The following is a 17,839-nucleotide window of genomic DNA, read 5'->3' on the forward strand; positions in this document are numbered from 1 at the left end:
CCGCCCTGGCGGGTTCCGGGCTGTTCGTGCTGCCCGCACGCTGTTGAACGGAACCGACTGTGAAGCTCACCGCCACGCTCCCGATCCTCGCGGAGGACCCTGCCGTCCCCGCGTCCCTGCTCGCGCTCCGCGCCGGCGGCGACCTCGAGATCGTCGCCCCCGCCGGCACCCGCGCCCCGCTCCTGGCGACGCTGCTGCAGGCCGACCGCCCGCGCCCGCTCGTCGTCGTGACGGCGACCACGCGCGACGCCGACGAGCTCGCCTCCGCGCTGCGCGCCTACGTGCCGAGCGACGACGTCGCCGTCCTGCCCGCCTGGGAGACGCTCCCGCACGAGCGCCTCAGCCCCCGCAGCGACACCGTCGCCCGCCGACTCGCCGTCATGCGCCGCCTGGCCCACCCCGAGGTCGACGACGCCCCCGTCGGCGTCGAGGCCCGCACCGGAGACGCCGCCCGCGCCCAGGCCGGCCCGATCCGGGCGCTCGTCGTCCCGGTCCGCGCGCTGCTGCAGCCCGTCGTCGCCGGTCTCGGCGACCTCGAGCCGGTGAGCGCCCGGGCGGGGGAGCAGCGGAGCATGGAGTCCCTCGTCGACGCCCTGGCCGCCGCCGCCTACACGCGCGTGGACATGGTCGAGAAGCGCGGCGACTTCGCGGTGCGCGGCGGGATCCTCGACGTCTTCCCGCCGACCGAGGACCACCCCCTGCGACTGGACTTCTGGGGCGAGGAGATCGAGGAGATCCGCTGGTTCGCGGTCGCCGACCAGCGCAGCCTCGAGATCGCCGAGGACGGCCTGTGGGCCCCGCCGTGCCGCGAGCTGCTGCTCACGCCGGCGGTGCGGCAGCGCGCGCTCGAGCTGCGCGACACGCTGCCCGGCGCCGTCGACATGCTCGAGCGGATGGCCGAGGGCATGGCCGTCGAGGGCATGGAGTCGCTCACCCCCGCGCTGGTGGACCGCATGGTGCCGGTGCTCGATCTCGTCGAGGACGACTCGCTCCTCGTGCTCGCCGACCCCGAGCGGATCCGCCGTCGTGCCCACGACCTCGTCGCCACCACGCACGAGTTCCTCGCCGCCGCCTGGACCTCGGCCGCCGCCGGCGGCTCCGTCCCGCTGGACCTCTCGGCCGCCAGCTTCCTCACGATCGCCGACGCCCGCGAGACCGCCGCGCGCCGCGGTCTGGGCTGGTGGACGCTGACCCACTTCGGCGGCGACCAGGAGCTGACAGCGCTCGAGGACGGCGAGCTCTCGTCGGACCCGTCCGACCCGATCACCGACGACGCCACGACCACGCTGCGCCTCGCCGCGCGCGACGTCGAGGGCTACCGCGGCGACGTCGAGCGCGCGATCGTCGACGTCGCGCAGCTCACGAAAGAGTCCTGGCGACTCGTCCTCGTGACCGAGGGAGCGGGTCCCGCCCGTCGCCTGTCGGAGCAGCTCGCCGGGGCCGGCGTCCCGGCGCGCCTCGTCGCCGACCTCGACACCGAGCTCGAGCCCGGCGTCGTGCACGTGACGACCGCCGTCATCGGTCGCGGCTACGTCGCGCCCGAGGCGCGGTTCGCGATCTTCACCGAGGCCGACCTCACCGGCCGCGCCGGCGTGAGCACGCGGGACCGCCGCCAGCTGGCGCCGCGCCGTCGCAACGTCGTCGACCCGCTCGCCCTGCGCGCCGGCGACTTCGTCGTGCACGAGCAGCACGGCGTCGGCCGCTTCATCGAGCTCGTGCAGCGATCGGTCGGCGGCGCCGCGGCCAACGCGACGACGCGCGAGTACCTCGTGATCGAGTACGCCTCCTCCAAGCGCGGCCAGCCGGGCGACCGGCTCTTCGTGCCGACGGACGCCCTGGACCAGGTGACGAAGTACACCGGCGGGGAGTCGCCGTCGTTGTCCAAGATGGGTGGCAGCGACTGGCAGAACACCAAGGCGCGCGCCCGCAAGGCCGTCAAGGAGATCGCGGGCGAGCTGGTGCGCCTCTACTCGGCGCGGATGGCGACGCAGGGCCACGCCTTCGGGCCGGACACCCCGTGGCAGCGCGAGCTCGAGGACGCGTTCGCCTACATCGAGACGCCCGACCAGCTCGTCACGATCGACGAGGTCAAGGCCGACATGGAGAAGTCGGTCCCGATGGATCGCCTGATCTGCGGCGACGTCGGTTACGGCAAGACCGAGGTCGCCGTCCGGGCCGCGTTCAAGGCGGTGCAGGACGGCAAGCAGGTCGCCGTCCTCGTGCCCACGACGCTCCTGGTGCAGCAGCACCTGCAGACGTTCTCCGAGCGCTACGCCGGCTTCCCGGTGAACGTCGCCGGGCTCTCGCGGTTCCAGACGAACACCGAGGCCAAGGCCGTCCGCGAGGGCGTCAAGGACGGGTCGGTCGACATCGTCATCGGCACGCACCGCCTCATCACGGGGGAGGTCCACTTCAAGGACCTCGGTCTGGTGATCATCGACGAGGAGCAGCGGTTCGGCGTCGAGCACAAGGAGACGCTCAAGCAGCTGCGCACGAACGTCGACGTGCTCGCGATGAGCGCGACGCCGATCCCGCGCACCCTGGAGATGGCCGTCACCGGCATCCGCGAGATGTCGACGCTCGCGACGCCGCCCGAGGAGCGCCACCCCGTCCTCACCTTCGTCGGGCCCTACGAGGACAAGCAGATCACCGCGGCGATCCGTCGCGAGCTGCTGCGCGAGGGCCAGACGTTCTACGTGCACAACCGTGTCGAGTCGATCGAGCGGACCGCGGCGCACCTGGCCGAGCTCGTCCCCGAGGCGAGGATCGCCGTCGCGCACGGGAAGATGAACGAGCACCAGCTCGAGCAGGTCATCCTCGACTTCTGGGAGAAGCGGTCCGACGTGCTCGTCTCCACCACGATCGTGGAGACGGGCCTGGACATCTCCAACGCCAACACCCTCATCCTCGAGCGGGCCGACGTGCTCGGGCTGAGCCAGCTGCACCAGCTGCGCGGCCGCGTGGGCCGTGGCCGCGAGCGCGCCTACGCCTACATGCTCTACCCGCCGGAGAAGCCGCTGACCGAGACGGCGCACGACCGGCTCGCGACGCTGGCCGCCAACACCGACCTCGGGGCCGGCATGCGCGTCGCGCTCAAGGACCTCGAGATCCGTGGCGCGGGCAACCTGCTGGGCGGGGAGCAGTCGGGCCACATCGCGGGCGTCGGCTTCGACCTGTACATCCGCATGGTCTCCGAGGCCGTCATGCGCTACCGCGGCGAGGACGTGGCCGAGCTCGCCGACGTCACGATCGAGCTGCCGATCGACGCGCACATCCCGCACGACTACGTGCCGCACGAGCGCCTGCGGCTCGAGGCGTACACGAAGATCGCCGCGGCCGCGGGCCCTGCCGACGTCGCGGCGGTCCGCGACGAGCTCACGGACCGCTACGGCCCCGTCCCGCGGAGCGTGGAGCTGCTGTTCGCCGTCGCCGAGCTCCGGACGCTGGCCCGGGAGCACGGCGTCACCGGCATCACGATCCAGGGGCAGTTCATCCGGTTCGCGCCGGTGGACCTCGCCGAGTCGGCGCAGCTGCGCCTCAAGCGGCTCTACCCGCGCGCGATCCTCAAGCCCGCGATCCGCACGATCCTCGTGCCCGCGCCGATGACCGCGCGGCTCGGAGGAGAGGTGCAGCGCGACGGCGCCCTGCTGGAGTGGGTGACCGGCGTGCTCAAGGGTGTGATCGGCGGGGACGTCGCGGTGGCGGCGGCGACGGCGGCCGCGAGCCGATAGGGCGGCGACCGGGGTGGGGGCGAGGCTAGGATCGAGCCGGACTCCTGCCCGCCACCACCGGAGGTTGTTGTGCGAAGAAGCGCACGTCTCGCCGTCGTCCCCCTCGCCGCCGCTCTGCTGCTGACCGGCTGCGGCCGCCCGGGCACCGCGGCCACCGTGGACGGGCAGCGGGTCACCGAGGCCCAGGTCGCCACCCTCGTGGACGAGCTGTCCCAGCTGTCGACCGGCACCGTCGCCCCGGCGGGGGCGCTGAACTCGATGATCGCCGCACCGACGGTCCTGCGGGTGGCCGCCGAGGACGGGTACGCCTTCTCCCACGCGCAGGCCGTGCAGCTGCTCGACGACTCCGCCGCCGAGCTGCAGCTGGGCGAGTGGGACTACTCCGAGCAGATCGTCACGTTCGTGCGTCAGAGCATCGTGATCCAGCAGCTCCAGCAGGACCCCGCAGCCGAGGACACGCTCGACGAGATGCTGGCGGAGATCGCGGACCTGGACGTCGAGGTCAATCCCCGGTTCGGTGCGTGGGAGGCCGGCGCCGTGGTGGCCCAGCCCTGGCCCTGGATGATCCCGACGGCGGCCGAGGCACCGACGTCGTGACCTCGCCCGAGGTGATCCCCGGCCAGCTGGTGCTGGTGCGCCACGGCGAGACGGCGTGGAGCCGCGCCGGCCGCCACACCGGTCGCAGCGACATCCCGCTCACCGACGCGGGGGAGGCCCAGGCGCGCGCCACCGGCATCGCGCTCGCGGGACGTCACTTCTCCCTCGTGCTCACCTCGCCGCTCGGGCGCGCCCGTCGGACCGCCGAGCTCGTGGGACACGGTGATGCGCTCGTCGAGCCCGACCTCGCCGAGTGGGACTACGGACCCGTCGAGGGGCTGACGCGCACGCAGGTGCGTGAGAACCTCGGCCGCCCCTGGTCGGTGCTGCCCGGCGGGGTCCGGGTGCCCGTGACGATCAGCGGGACGGCGGACGTTCCCCCCGAGCAGCGGCCGGCCGAGCCCGGCCCCGGCGAGCTCGTCGAGGAGGTCGCGGCACGCGCCGCCCGCGTGATCGCGAGGATCGAGCCGACGCTGCTCGCCGGTGAGGACGTGCTCCTCGTCGCCCACGGCCACCTGCTGCGCATCTTCACGACGGTGTGGCTGGACCTGCACGCCGAGGTCGCCGAGCGGCTCGCGCTCGGGACGGCGGCGCGCTGCGTGCTCGGCTACGACCGGGGCGTGCGCTCGCTCGAGCACTGGAACGTGCTCCCTGTGCTCGACGACGACACCGAGGACCTGGGGTGACCGCAGCGGCGCGTCGGCTCGACACGGAGCGGGCGGCGCGGGCGCTGCTGGACGCCGTCGCCGTGATGGACCGGCTGCGCTCCCCGGGCGGGTGCCCCTGGGACGCCGAGCAGACGCACGCCTCCCTCGCGCGGTACGCGATCGAGGAGGCTCACGAGGTGGCGGAGGTCGCCGAGGGTGGCTCCTCCGCGGCGCTCGCGGAAGAGCTCGGTGACCTCCTCCTGCAGGTCCTGTTCCACGCCCGCATCGCCCAGGAGGAGGCGGACGGGTTCGACGTCGCGGACGTCGCCGAGGGCCTCGCGGCCAAGCTCCGCCGTCGCCACCCGCACGTGTTCGCGGACGTGGCGGCCGACGACTCCGCCGCGGTCCTGGCGATGTGGGACGACATCAAGGCGGCCGAGCGGGCGGCGAAGGGGCCGGCGGAGGGCGCCGTCGTCCGCACGTCGGTGCTCGACGGCGTGCCGGAGCACCTGCCCGCGCTGATGCGGGCCCAGAAGGTGCTGGGCCGGGCGCAGCGGGCGGGGATCGCCGTCGGGCCCGACTTCGACGCCGATCCGGCCGACGCCGAGGCGACCGCCGCGGCCGACGTGGGAGCCGAGCTGCTCGCCGTCGTCGCGCGGGCGCAGGCCCTCGGTGTGGACGCCGAGTCGGCGCTGCGCGCGCAGGTGCGGGGCCTGGGGCGTCAGGTTCGCGAGGCCGAGGACGAGCGCGCGGGCGATCGTCCCGCGTGACCTGCCCGGGCGAGGTGCCCGGGTGACGAACGTCCCGTCCGGGTGACGCACGGCATCCCCTAGGCTGAGGCACGGGCAGTGAGCCCGTCACCGGGCGAGCTCCGGGCCGTCGACAACACGTCCTCGGCCCCACGATGACCTACCCGAGGAGCATCTATGGCCACGATCGAGGCCGTTTACGCCCGCGAGATCCTTGACTCGCGCGGCAACCCCACCATCGAGGTCGAGGTCGGCCTGGACGACGGCACGACCGCTCGCGCGGGCGTCCCGTCCGGCGCCTCCACCGGCGCGTTCGAGGCCGTCGAGCGCCGTGACGGCGACAAGGGCCGCTACCTGGGCAAGGGCGTGCAGGAGGCGGTCGAGGCCGTTCTCGACGTCATCGCCCCCGAGGTCCTGGGCTTCGACGCCGCCGACCAGCGCGAGATCGACCAGACCATGCTCGACCTCGACGGCACCACGAACAAGGGCAAGATCGGCGCCAACGCCATCCTCGGCGTCTCGCTCGCCGTCGCCCGCGCCGCCGCCGACAGCGCCGACCTGCCGCTCTACCGCTACATCGGCGGCCCGAACGCGCACGTCCTGCCCGTCCCGATGATGAACATCCTCAACGGTGGGTCGCACGCCGACTCCAACGTCGACATCCAGGAGTTCATGGTCGCCCCCTACGGCGCGCCGACCTTCAAGGAGGCCCTCCGCTGGGGCGCCGAGGTCTACCACTCCCTCAAGTCCGTGCTGAAGTCGCGCGGCCTGGCCACCGGCCTGGGTGACGAGGGTGGCTTCGCGCCGAACCTCGGCTCCAACCGCGAGGCCCTCGACCTCATCCTCGAGGCCATCACCAAGGCCGGCTTCGAGCCCGGCAAGGACCTCGGCCTCGCGCTCGACGTCGCTGCCACCGAGTTCTTCAAGGACGGCGCGTACGCGTTCGAGGGCGGCACCAAGACGCCCGACGAGATGATCGCCTACTACACCTCGCTCGTCGCCGACTACCCGCTGGTGTCCGTCGAGGACCCGCTGAGCGAGGACGAGTGGGCCTCCTGGTCGCAGCTCGTCACGCAGGTCAACGACAAGGTGCAGATCGTCGGTGACGACCTGTTCGTGACCAACCCGGAGCGCCTGAGCCGCGGCATCGCCGAGAAGTCGGCCACGTCGCTGCTGGTGAAGGTCAACCAGATCGGCACGCTCACCGAGACGCTCGACGCCGTCTCGCTCGCGCAGCGCAGCGGCTTCACCGCGATGATCAGCCACCGCTCGGGCGAGACCGAGGACACGACGATCGCCGACCTCGCCGTCGCCACGAACGCCGGCCAGATCAAGACCGGCGCGCCCGCCCGCGGCGAGCGCATCAACAAGTACAACCAGCTCCTCCGGATCGAGGACCAGCTGGGCGACGCCGCGGTGTACGCGGGCCGCTCGACGTTCCCCCGCCTGGGCTGAGCACCACCACGCAGTGACCCGAGGGCCCCGGCCCGCCGCGCCAGCGGCGGCCGGGGCCCTCGGCGTTCGAGGGGGTCCTTGCTGCCGTTCGAGGGGGTCCTTCCTGACGTTCCAGGGGGTAGTTGTTGCCGTTCGAGGGGGTCCTTCCTGACCTTCTCGGGGTGCTTCCGGTCGCACAGGGCGCGCCCCGTCTCCCGTCCCGGCGGCGCGGCTTCGCGTGGATCCGCGACGGCGTGAGGCACCATGGCGAGGTGAGTGTCCGTCCCGCAGCCGTTCGAGTCGCGCCCGCGCGCGCCGGAACGGCCCCCGCAGCTCGTCCCGTCCTGCGGGCAGGGTCGGCACGTCCCCGCGCTCCAGCACCGGAGCAGGCTCCGGAACCGCTCGGTCGACGACACGGGGCGGCTCGGGTTCCGGATCGGGCCGTGCGGGTGGCGGCGGACGTGGACGTGGACGCGGCGGGGACCAGGGCGAACCGCGCCAGATCACGCTGCGGACCGCCGGCTTCGCCCTCGTGCTCCTCGTCGCGTTCATCGTGCTCGCCCCGACGCTGCGCGCCTACGTGTCCCAGCAGGAGCAGCTGCGCGACGTCAACGCCCGGCTGGCCGACACCAACGCGAGGGTCGAGACGCTCCAAGACGAGCTCGAGCAGTGGGCCGACCCCGAGTACATCAAGTCGCAGGCGCGCGACCGCTTCAGCTATGTCGATCCGGGCGAGACCGTCTACAAGGTGGTCGACCCCGAGACCGTGACCGGCGAGGACCCGATGGCCGAGCTGGCCGCCCAGAACGAGGCGCGGCCGGCGTACGCGACCGCCTCGGCGCTGCCGTGGTACTCCACGATCTGGGGATCGGTCGAGGTCGCGGGAGCCGCGCAGCAGGCGACCGCCGCGGAGGAGGCCGAGGCCGGCACCCCGTCCCCGGACGCACCGGCCACCGACGCGCCCGCCGACGGAACAGCCCCGGCCGGAGGCTGAGGCTCCGCCGTCGTCGACGTCGCGCTGCACCCCACCGAACCCCTCGGTCCGGTGGGGGAGAATGAACGACGTGAGCTTTACCGATCCCGCCGAGACCCTCCCGCGCGCGCACCGTGACATCCCGGGGACCGACGCCCGTCCGCGTCCCGTGAGCGACGCCGTCGACGTCGACGGCGTCAGCCCGACCGCCACGGGCCCCACCACCACGGGCGCCTCCGCCGCTTCTACCGCGGCCGCCGCGACCTTCCCCCCGGTCGACCCCGCCGACCTGGCGGCCGTCGCCGAGCAGCTCGGGCGCGAGCCCCGCGGCGTCGTCGAGATCGCGGCGCGCTGCGTCTGCGGGCGGCCGACCGTCGTGCGCACGTCCCCCCGGCTCCCGGACGGCACGCCGTTCCCGACGTCGTACTACCTGACGCACCCGGGAGCCGTCTCCTCGGTCTCCACGCTCGAGGGTTCCGGCCTGATGACCGAGATGACCGACCGACTTCCGGGCGACGCCGAGCTCGCGGCCGCCTACCGCCGGGCCCACGAGGACTACCTCGCCGCACGCGCCGAGCTCGGCGACGTGCCGGAGATCGCCGGTATCTCGGCCGGCGGGATGCCGGGCCGCGTCAAGTGCCTCCACGTGCTCGTGGGCCACAGCCTCGCGCGCGGCCGCGGCGTCAACCCCTTCGGCGACGAGGCGCTCGACCTCATCGCGTCGAGCTGGTCGCCGACCCGCTGCACCTGCTGACCACCGGCTCACGGTCCGTCCCCCTCGGGGAGGAGGGGTGCGCTGAACCCCTCGCCCGAGCGCAGCAGGCTCCCACGCGTCAGCGCGCCCGACCCGAAGCGTTCGCCCAGCCCGTCGACCGCCGCGTCGAGAAGCCGTGTGTCCCGCACCCCGGCGCCGAGCGCGGGGCTGGTCCCCACCGGCAGGTCCTCGAACGAGAGCTCGGGCTGCTCGACGGCGTCGGGCACGAGACCGGTGAGTGCGACCCCGACCAGCGTGATCCCGCGCGCCGCGACGACCCCCGACGCCTGCCGCAGCAGCGTGCCGGCGGCATCGGCGAGCCGCACGGTCGAGCCCGTCGCCTGTGCCAGCGTGTGCGAGCGCGACGCCTTCGTGTAGTCCCCGAACCGCAGGCGGAGGATCACGCACGTCGCCAGCTTGTTCGACTCGCGCAGCCGGTGGCTGACGCGATCCACCAGTCCGAGCAGGGCGGCGTGCACCGCCTCGCTCTCGTGCGGTCCCGGGCCGAGCGCACGCTGCGCCCCGATGGAGGATCGCCTCGCCCCGATCGTGAGCTCGGTGGACGTGAGGCCGTGCACGACGGCGTGCAGGTGCCGGCCGCCGGCGCCGCCGAGGAGCCCCACCATCACGTGCTCCGGCAGCGCGGCGAGATCGCCCGCGGTGGTGAGGCCGAAGGATCGCAGCCGCGACGCCGTCGCCTCGCCCACGCCCCAGAGCCGCTCGATCGGGAGCGGGTGCAGGAACGCGTCCTCGCCGTCGGGCGGCACCTCGAGGAGCCCGTCGGGCTTGGCCACCTGGCTCGCGACCTTCGCGAGGAACGGCGTGCGGGCCACCCCGACCGTGATCGGCAGCCCGACCTCCTCGGCGACGAGCCGCCGCACCCGCGCGGCGATCTCGACGGGCGAGCCGTCGATGCGGTGCAGCCCCCCGACGTCGAGGAACGCCTCGTCGATCGAGATCCCCTGCACCAGGGGAGTGGTGCGCCGGAAGATGTCGAAGACCTTCCGGCTCGCCTCGGTGTAGACGGGGAAGTCGGGCGGCACGACGATGAGCCCGGGACACAGCGATCGAGCCTTGCGCCCTGACATCGGCGTCGAGACGCCCCGCCGCTTCGCCTCGTAGCTCGCGGCGAGGATCACCCCGCCGCCGACGGCGACCGGGCGCCCGCGCAGCCACGGGGAGTCGCGCTGGGCGACGGACGCGTAGAAGGAGTCGAGGTCGGCGTGCAGGATGCTCGCTCGGCCGGTGCTCGCGATCGTGGACACGAACACACGTTCGCACACCCCACCGACATCGCGGGGAGCCGGACGGCGCGGTCGGGATGTCAGCGCCCCGTCATAGGGTGTCCAGGTGACTCGGGTAGCTGCCATCGACTGCGGGACGAACACCATCAGACTCCTGGTGGCGGACGTCGAGCCCCACCTCGGCCGGACCACGGAGGTGATCCGCGAGGGACGCGTGACCCGCCTCGGGCGGAGGGTCGACCGCACGGGCGAGTTCGACCCGCAGGCGCTCGAGCTCACGCTCGCCGCCACCCGAGAGTTCGCCGTGCTCATCGCGGAGCACGGTGCCGAGCGTGTGCGCTTCGTCGCCACCTCGGCCACCCGCGACGCCCGCAACCGCGAGCAGTTCGTCGCCGGCGTCCGGGCGGCGCTCGGCGTCGATCCCGAGGTGGTCTCGGGCGAGGAAGAGGCGCGGCTGTCCTTCGCCGGCGCCGTCAGCGTCGTCGCCGACCACCATCCCGGGCCCTATCTCGTCGTCGACCTCGGGGGCGGCTCGACCGAGCTGGTCCTCGGCGAGAGCGAGCCCGAGGCCGCGATCTCCCTCGACATCGGCTCGGTCCGGCTGCACGAGCGCCACCTGCACTCCGATCCGCCCACGCAGGCCGAGATCGCGGACGCGGCGGTCGACGCGCGCGAGGCGCTGGAGCGGGCCGCCGCCGTCGTCCCGCTCGGCCGCACGGCCACGCTGATCGGTGTGGCGGGGACCATCACGACGACGACGGCGCACGCCATGCGCCTGCCCGCCTACGACCGCGAGGCCATCGACGGCGCCGTGCAGCCCACGGGCATCGTGCTCGCGGCCGCGCAGGACCTGCTCGCCGCCACGCGCGCCGAGCGGGTCGAGATGCCGTACGTCCACCCGGGCCGCATCGACGTCATCGGCGCGGGAGCGCTGATCTGGTTCGAGATCGTCTCGCGCGTGTTCTCGGACGTCCAGGAGGTCGGGGGAGCGCTCCTGTCGGTGGTCACGAGCGAGCACGACATCCTCGACGGCATCGCCCTCAGCCTGCGCTGAACGACTCGAACCGAACCACCGCGGCACGCGGTGGCGCCCCTTGCGCAGTACTGTGCAAAGCGCGCTAGTGTGTCTCGCGAAGGTCCGGCCGCGTCGTGCGGCACCGCGGTCGAGCTCGGAGGGGTTCATGGACAACAGCCAGCTGCTCAAGGGGGTGCTCGACGTCGCCGTGCTCGCGGTCGTGCAGCGCGAGGACTCCTACGGCTACGACGTCGTGCGGAGCCTGCGCGCCGCGGGCCTGACGGAGGTCGGCGACGCCTCGGTTTACGGGACGCTGCGCCGGCTCTACGCCAGCGGCTCCCTCACCAGCTACGTCGTCCCCTCCGAGGAGGGGCCTCACCGCAAGTACTACGGCGTCACGCCGCAGGGCCGGACCGCGCTCGCGCACCAGGCCAAGCAGTGGAGCGAGTTCGCCGGAACCATGTCCGATCTTCTCGTCGACGCGGAGGCCTGAGATGTCCACCCTGATCCGATCCGAGGCCGTCACCTTCTACGCCGCCCGCGTGCGCGCCGCGCTGTCCGGCGTCGACCCCGACGTGCTGGACGACCTCACCGACGGCCTCGAGGCCGACCTGACCGAGGCGCTGCTCGACGTCGCGCCCGACGGGGAGGACCCGGCCGCCCACCTCACGGCACTCACCGTCGACGACGTCGATGCGCGCTTCGGTCCGCCCGCGGCCTACGCCGCGGAGCTCGCGGCAGCGGCCGACGTCGTCGTGCCCGAGCAGGACGACGACGGCGGAGCCCACCACCGCGTGAGCTTCCGGTCGTTCGTCGCGGACGTGCGCGACCGCGTGGCCGCGTCCGTCGCCCGGCACCGCTGGTCGCGGGAGGGCGCGGCGCTGCTGCGTTCGCTCCGACCCGTGTGGTGGCTCGCACGCGGCGTCGCGCTCGCGATGATCGTCTCGAACGTTCTCGGGTGGGGGAGCTGGCGCCTCTGGCCCGCGACCTTCCTGGGGTGGGTCGTCGCCCTGGCGCTCGTCGCGGTGTCGGTCTGGTGGGGTCAGCGACGGTTCGGTCAGGGCCGCTGGCCCCGTCGCGCAGGGATCGTGCTGGGCGGGGTCGGCGCGATCGCCTGCCTGGTCGGCCTCTCGCAGTCCACGAGCTCGTCCCTGATCGAGCAGGCGTGGAGCACCGGCTACTCCGACGGGATGGCCAACGCGCCGGTCGGGATGGCGACGAACGGCGTCGTCGTGGACGGCGAGTCCGCGTCGAACCTCTTCGTGTTCGGCCCCGACGGTCAGCCGATCGACGGCGCTCAGGTCGTGGACCAGGACGGTCGGCCGGTGGTCCTCGCGGGACCGGAGGACGTGGGGGTGACGTCGTGGGCCGAGTGGCGCGCCGCCGGCCCCGGCTACGCCGACGGGCCGGTGCCCGCCGGGGCGTTGACCGCCACCGGTGCGCTGAACGTCTACCCCTACGTCTGGATCGACGCCGCGGACGTGCGCTGGTCCGACGCCGGGCGCCCGTTCGCGGGGACCGGCAGCACGGAGTCCCTGCCCGTCTGGCCCGCGGGGACGCTGGTCCCGGTGGACGACAACCGCGCGGCGACCCTCACGGCGCCGGCGCCCACCGAGACGCCGGCGTCCGGCGAGGCACCGGCGTCCGACGGCGCCTCCGTGCCCGACGGCGCCACCGCGCCCGGCACGACGGAGACCCCGACCGACGCCGAGGCCCCGCGGTCGGGCACGCCGTAGGGTCGAGCCATGGAGCACATGCGCGAGGAGACCGACGGCGAGCGTCGCGCCCGTGAGGCCGCCGAGACGCTGGGGCTGGCCCACGAGATCCGGCGGCACGGCCGGGTGAGCTCGCTGGCGGAGGCTGCGGCGGCGCGCGGGGTGGCGCCGTCGTCGCTCATCAAGACGATGGTCGTCCGCCGCGGCGAGGACGACTACCTGCTCGTCCTCGTACCGGGCGACCGGTCGATCTCGTGGCCGAAGCTGCGGTCCTCGCTCGGCGTCAGCCGGCTCTCGATGCCCGACGCCGAGACCGCCCGTGCGGCGACCGGGTACGAGCGAGGCACGATCACGCCGCTCGGCTCGACGACGGCGTGGCCGGTCGTCGCCGACGAGCGCGTGCGCGGCCCGATCTCGCTGGGGGGTGGGGGACACGGCGTCGGGATCTCGCTCGACGCCGACGCCCTGGTCGAGGCGCTCGGGGCGACGCGGGCCGACGTCACCGACCCGGAGTGACCTGAAGGGCCTCGCGACGTGACCCGAAGGGCCTCGCGACGTGACCCGAAGGGCCTCGCGACGTGACCCGAAGGGCCTCGCGACGTAACCCGAAGGGCCTCGCGACGGGCCCATCGGGCCCGGTGTGTCTAGTGACACAAGGTCCCGACCTAGGACCTTCGATGAGGCCCCCCTAAACTCGTGGCGTGACTTCCTCGACTGCAGGTACCAAGCGCGTGGCGAGCGGGCGCAAGACCCCCCGCATCCTGATCCTCGGCGGCGGGTACGTCGGCCTCTACACGGCGATCCGGCTGCGCAAGCAGATGGGCCGCCGCGAGGTCGCGATCGTCGTCGTCGACCCGCGCTCGTACATGACCTACCAGCCGTTCCTCCCCGAGGCGGCGGCCGGTTCGATCGAGCCGCGCCACGTCGTCGCGCCGCACCGTCGCGAGCTCAAGGGCACCACGGTCGTCAACGGCCGCGTCTCCGCGATCCAGCACGGCCAGCGTGCCGTGCAGGTCACGCCGGCCGAGGGCGACGCCTACTGGGTCCGCTACGACCACCTCGTCATCTCGCTCGGCGCCGTCGCCCGCACGCTCCCGATCCCGGGCCTCGCCGAGGTCGGCATGGGCTTCAAGCAGGTCGAGGAGGCGTTCGCGCTCCGCAACCAGGTGCTCGGCCTCATGGACCAGGCCGCGTCCACGTGGGACCCGGTCAAGCGTCAGCGGATGCTCACCTTCACGTTCGTCGGCGGCGGCTTCGCCGGCATCGAGGCCCTCGGAGAGGTCGAGGACATGGCGCGAGCCGCCTGCCGCGACTTCGACTCGATCGAGCCCGACGACCTGCGCTTCGTGCTCGTCGAGGCCACGGCCCGCATCCTCCCGGAGCTCGGCGACGAGCTCGGCGGGTACGCCCTCGAGCAGCTGCGCAAGCGCGGCATCGAGATGAAGCTCTCGACGTTCCTGAACAGCTGTGTCGACGGCCACGTCGTCCTGTCCACGGGCGAGGAGTTCGACTCGGACACCATCGTGTGGACGGCCGGCGTCAAGGCCAACCCCGTCCTCCAGCAGAGCGACCTCCCGCTCGACAAGATGGGCCGCGTCACCACGGACACCCACCTGCGCGTGATCGACGATAACGGCGCGATCGTCCCGGGTGCCTGGGCCGCCGGTGACTGCGCCGCGGTGCCCGACGTCGCCCAGGGCGACGGCAAGTTCTGCGCCCCGACCGCGCAGCACGCGGTGCGTCAGTCGAAGCACCTCGGCGACAACATCGTCCACTTCCTCAGCGACGAGCCCACCAACGAGTACGTCCACGCCAACCTCGGCACGGTCGCCTCGCTCGGTCTGGGCAAGGGCGTGGCGCAGATCTTCGGCGTCAAGCTCCGCGGCCCGGTCGCCTGGTTCATGCACCGCACGTACCACCTGTGGGCCATGCCGACGCTGAACCGCAAGGTCCGCATCATGCTCGACTGGACGACGGCGCTGCTCTTCCGTCGCGAGCCCGTGGCCCTCGGTGGCGTCACGTCCCCGCGCGCGGAGTTCCTCGCCGCGTCGGCGGCTGCGCCCGGCCGCGACAACGTCCCGCAGCCGCCCGCGATCGGCTGATCGCACCGCATCACGCAGGCCACGACGGCGGGTCCCACCTTCGGGTGGGGCCCGCCGTTCGCGTTGCCGGGCCGCCGGCCGATCGGCGTCCACCGCGACGCACCGGCTCGGGCGGCGGACAGGAGCCGGACCCTCGCTCTCTGCGGACCGGCCTCGCTCTCTGCGGACGACGCGGCAGCTGCGCCGCGGCCCGACCCTGTGACCTGCGGCGACGCTCGGGCCGGCTCCGGCGAGCCGGTTCTGTCCGCATAGAGCGAGGGTCGTCCGCAGAGAGGGAGGCGATCGCGAGGCCGCGGCCGGTTCCCGACTGCGCCCGACGGTGCCCGACCGCTAGGCGACGGCGGCCGACCGCTAGGCTCGACGGCGCCCCCGTAGCCCAACTGGCAGAGGCAGCTGGCTTAAACCCGGCGCAGTGCGGGTTCGAGTCCCGTCGGGGGCACCCACCCGGTCCGCGGCGCTCGCGACGACGGCCGTGACGCTCGCCGCCGCGGTGGCGGCGATGGCGCCGCTGTCGGTCCGTCGTGGCACGCTTGCGGCGTGCACCGCGACCTGCTCCTCGACGAGGCCGACGGGCACCTCACGGTCACCGACCTGACCACCCCGGACCTCGCCCCGGCCCGCGTCGCCCCGGCCGACCTCCCCGCCCTCGTCGCCGCGCGCGAGGCCGAGCCCGACGGCGTGCGCTGGGTCTGGGACTCCACCTTCCGCCACTACCCGGCGCTGCTCGCCGCGGGCGTCCGCATCAACCGCTGCTGGGACCTGCGGCTGACCCGCGCCATCCTGCGCGGCTCGACCCTCCTCCCCGCCGGCGTCGCCGTGCGCACCTGGCCGACCCTGGAGCCCGACCCGTGGGAGCACTGGGACGGCGACCTCGGCTCGGCCGCCGCGATCCCGGACGCCGAGGACCTCGGCGCGACGCTGTTCGACCTCGTCGGGGGCGGCGCCCCACGCCCCGATGCCCGACGCGACGTCGCCGCCGAGCACGCGCGTCAGCTCGCCGCGCTCGACGCCGTCGCCGAGCCCGGTCACCGGCGCCGCCTGCAGCTGCTCCTCGCGGCCGAGTCCTCCGGGGCCCTCGCCGCCGCCGAGCTGCGCCACGACGGGCTCCCGTTCGCGCGCGCCGAGCACGAGGCCACCCTCGAGCGGCTGCTGGGACCCCGCCCGCGCACGGGCGAGCGACCCACGACGCTCGAGCGCCTCGCGGCCGAGATCCGCACGATCCTGGACGCCCCGCGCCTCAACCCCGACTCCCAGCCCCACCTCCTGCGCGAGCTGCGCCGCAACGGCCTCGACGTCTCCTCCACGAGCAAGTGGGAGCTGCAGGGCAACGAGCACCCGGTCGTGCCGGTCGTGCTGGAGTACAAGAGCCTTGCGCGCCTGGCGTCGGCCAACGGCTGGGCCTGGATGGACACCTGGGTGCGCGAGGACCGCTTCCGGTCCGACTACGTGCCCTCCGGCGTCGTCACCGGACGCTGGTCCTCGCGCGGAGGTGGCGCGCTGTCGCTGCCCAAGGTCATCCGGTCGGCCGTCCGGGCGGACGAGGGCTGGTCGCTCGTCATCGTCGACGCCGCCCAGCTCGAGCCGCGCATCCTCGCCGCGATGGCGGGGGACACGGCGATGCTCGAGGCGGGGGCGCGCGGCGACCTTTACCAGGGGCTGGTGGACGCGGGCGTCGTCGACACCCGCGAGCACGCGAAGGTGGGGATGCTCGGGGCGCTGTACGGTTCGACGTCGGGCACCTCGGGGATGCTCGTGCCGCGCCTCGCCCGGGCCTACCCCCGGGCGCTCGCGCTCGTCGACGGCGCGGCTCGCACCGGTGAGGCCGGCGGCGTCGTCACGACGTGGCTGGGGCGCAGCTCGCCCCCGGCCTCGGCCGCCTGGCGCGACGCGCAGGCGAACGCGTCCGGCGTCGACGCGGGGGAGGCGGAGGAGTCCCGGGCGAGGTCCCGGGCCCGCGAGTGGGGACGGTTCACCCGCAACTTCGTGGTGCAGGGCACGGCGGCGGAGTGGGCGCTGTCCTGGATGGCCGGGGTGCGGCAGCGGCTCCGGGTCCTCACCGCGACGGCGGGTGGTGGCTCGGACCGGGCGCCCCACCTGGCGTTCTTCCTGCACGACGAGCTGGTCGTCCACACGCCGGACGCGCTCGCCGACGAGGTCACCGAGGCGGTCCGCGAGGCCGCGGCACAGGCCTCGCACCTGCTCTTCCCGCACCTGCGTGCGGTGGTCGACCCGCTCGTGCCGCTCGACGTCGTGCGCTCGCGCAGCTACGCGTCCTCGCCCGTCGCGGAGGTGCTGGACGAGCTGGGGACCGTCGAGGACGCCACCGGGCCCAGCTCCGCGACCATCGTCAGGGACGACCCCAGCTCGCCGTCGCGCGGCTGATCCTCGACCACGACGAACCCCGACTGCTCGTAGAGGTGCCGCGCCGGGTTCGTCGCGCCGACCGACAGGCTGAGGCGCCGGGCCCCACCCTCGCGGGCCCGCACCAGCAGGGAGCCGAGCAGGGCCCGCCCGATCCCGAGCCGCCGACGCCCGGGGATGATCGCCATGGACAGCTCGGGCACTCCCGGCTCGAGGAACCCGTACCCGGGCTCGGTGCTGGGGAAGTACCGGATCCAGGCGGCCCCGACCGGGATCTGCAGCCCGCTCGGCCCGTCGAGGTCGAACGCGACGAGCCCGAGGTCGCCCTGACGACCCCAGCCGTTGGCGTAGCGCGCCAGGCGCGGTGTGGTGAGCACGTGGCGTCGGTTGAGGCGCGGCTCGCCGCCCTCCGCGGTCTCCCAGTTGGCGGCCTCGAGCACCATGTCCACCAGGAACTCGCCGTCGGACGGCGTGATCTCGCGCACCCCGATGTGCGGCGACGTCTCGGTCATCCGAG

The 17,839-nt window shown here is 73.9% G+C and carries 15 protein-coding genes and 1 tRNA gene; 14 read left to right on the plus strand and 2 right to left on the minus strand.

Going from position 1 to position 17,839, the window contains the following annotated elements:
* Positions 1 to 59 precede the first annotated feature (59 nt).
* From mfd to C8046_RS16415, 7 genes are all read left to right on the plus strand, one after another.
* On the plus strand, positions 60 to 3,731 hold the full coding sequence (mfd, locus tag C8046_RS16385) for a transcription-repair coupling factor (protein WP_109230364.1): 3,672 nt from the start codon (positions 60 to 62) through the stop codon (positions 3,729 to 3,731).
* A 69-nt stretch (positions 3,732 to 3,800) separates the two neighbouring features.
* A complete protein-coding gene (locus C8046_RS16390) occupies positions 3,801 to 4,328 on the plus strand; it encodes a hypothetical protein (protein ID WP_109230365.1) in 528 nt (175 codons plus the stop codon).
* Complete coding sequence (locus C8046_RS16395; RefSeq protein WP_235866367.1) at positions 4,325 to 5,014, plus strand: histidine phosphatase family protein; 690 nt, start codon at positions 4,325 to 4,327, stop codon at positions 5,012 to 5,014. Before C8046_RS16390 ends, C8046_RS16395 begins: the two co-directional genes overlap by 4 nt.
* Positions 5,011 to 5,745 carry a MazG family protein gene (locus C8046_RS16400; protein WP_235866368.1) on the plus strand — a complete coding sequence of 245 codons (735 nt, stop codon included), beginning with the start codon at positions 5,011 to 5,013 and terminating at the stop codon, positions 5,743 to 5,745. The genes C8046_RS16395 and C8046_RS16400 overlap by 4 nt, the downstream gene beginning before the upstream one ends.
* A gap of 156 nt (positions 5,746 to 5,901) precedes the next feature.
* Entirely contained in the window at positions 5,902 to 7,179 is a 1,278-nt protein-coding gene (gene eno, locus C8046_RS16405; RefSeq protein ID WP_109230366.1) for a phosphopyruvate hydratase, read from the plus strand.
* A gap of 511 nt (positions 7,180 to 7,690) precedes the next feature.
* Complete coding sequence (locus tag C8046_RS18545; RefSeq protein WP_158277247.1) at positions 7,691 to 8,152, plus strand: FtsB family cell division protein; 462 nt, start codon at positions 7,691 to 7,693, stop codon at positions 8,150 to 8,152.
* Positions 8,153 to 8,420: 268 nt separating this feature from the next.
* A complete protein-coding gene (locus tag C8046_RS16415) occupies positions 8,421 to 8,885 on the plus strand; it encodes a DUF501 domain-containing protein (protein ID WP_235866480.1) in 465 nt (154 codons plus the stop codon).
* A gap of 8 nt (positions 8,886 to 8,893) precedes the next feature.
* On the opposite strand, the gene dinB is transcribed toward C8046_RS16415, so the two are convergent.
* Positions 8,894 to 10,150, minus strand: coding sequence for a DNA polymerase IV (gene dinB / locus C8046_RS16420; RefSeq protein ID WP_235866369.1), 1,257 nt, complete (start codon positions 10,148 to 10,150; stop codon positions 8,894 to 8,896).
* 85 nt (positions 10,151 to 10,235) lie between these two features.
* Here dinB and C8046_RS16425 point away from each other — a divergent pair, with 85 nt between their 5' ends.
* The 7 genes from C8046_RS16425 to C8046_RS16455 all read left to right on the plus strand — a co-directional run bounded on the left by C8046_RS16425 (position 10,236) and on the right by C8046_RS16455 (position 17,343).
* On the plus strand, positions 10,236 to 11,183 hold the full coding sequence (locus tag C8046_RS16425; RefSeq protein WP_109230370.1) for an exopolyphosphatase: 948 nt from the start codon (positions 10,236 to 10,238) through the stop codon (positions 11,181 to 11,183).
* Positions 11,184 to 11,310: 127 nt separating this feature from the next.
* Positions 11,311 to 11,637 carry a PadR family transcriptional regulator gene (locus C8046_RS16430; RefSeq protein ID WP_109230371.1) on the plus strand — a complete coding sequence of 109 codons (327 nt, stop codon included), beginning with the start codon at positions 11,311 to 11,313 and terminating at the stop codon, positions 11,635 to 11,637.
* Position 11,638: 1 nt separating this feature from the next.
* Positions 11,639 to 12,880, plus strand: coding sequence for a hypothetical protein (locus tag C8046_RS16435; protein WP_109230372.1), 1,242 nt, complete (start codon positions 11,639 to 11,641; stop codon positions 12,878 to 12,880).
* A gap of 9 nt (positions 12,881 to 12,889) precedes the next feature.
* Positions 12,890 to 13,375, plus strand: coding sequence for an aminoacyl-tRNA deacylase (locus C8046_RS16440; protein WP_419183564.1), 486 nt, complete (start codon positions 12,890 to 12,892; stop codon positions 13,373 to 13,375).
* A 185-nt stretch (positions 13,376 to 13,560) separates the two neighbouring features.
* Positions 13,561 to 14,961: an NAD(P)/FAD-dependent oxidoreductase gene (locus C8046_RS16445; RefSeq protein ID WP_109230373.1), complete on the plus strand. Its 1,401-nt coding sequence runs from the start codon at positions 13,561 to 13,563 to the stop codon at positions 14,959 to 14,961.
* Between the two features lie 365 nt (positions 14,962 to 15,326).
* Positions 15,327 to 15,400: transfer RNA gene (locus tag C8046_RS16450), tRNA-Leu, on the plus strand.
* A 98-nt stretch (positions 15,401 to 15,498) separates the two neighbouring features.
* Positions 15,499 to 17,343 carry a bifunctional 3'-5' exonuclease/DNA polymerase gene (locus C8046_RS16455; RefSeq protein WP_109230374.1) on the plus strand — a complete coding sequence of 615 codons (1,845 nt, stop codon included), beginning with the start codon at positions 15,499 to 15,501 and terminating at the stop codon, positions 17,341 to 17,343.
* Here C8046_RS16455 and C8046_RS16460 read toward each other — a convergent pair.
* Positions 17,226 to 17,834, minus strand: coding sequence for a GNAT family N-acetyltransferase (locus tag C8046_RS16460; protein WP_109230375.1), 609 nt, complete (start codon positions 17,832 to 17,834; stop codon positions 17,226 to 17,228). The genes C8046_RS16455 and C8046_RS16460 overlap by 118 nt on opposite strands.
* Positions 17,835 to 17,839: the final 5 nt, after the last annotated feature.

Origin of the sequence: Serinibacter arcticus, from assembly GCF_003121705.1 — a bacterium.
Taxonomy (GTDB): domain Bacteria; phylum Actinomycetota; class Actinomycetes; order Actinomycetales; family Beutenbergiaceae; genus Litorihabitans.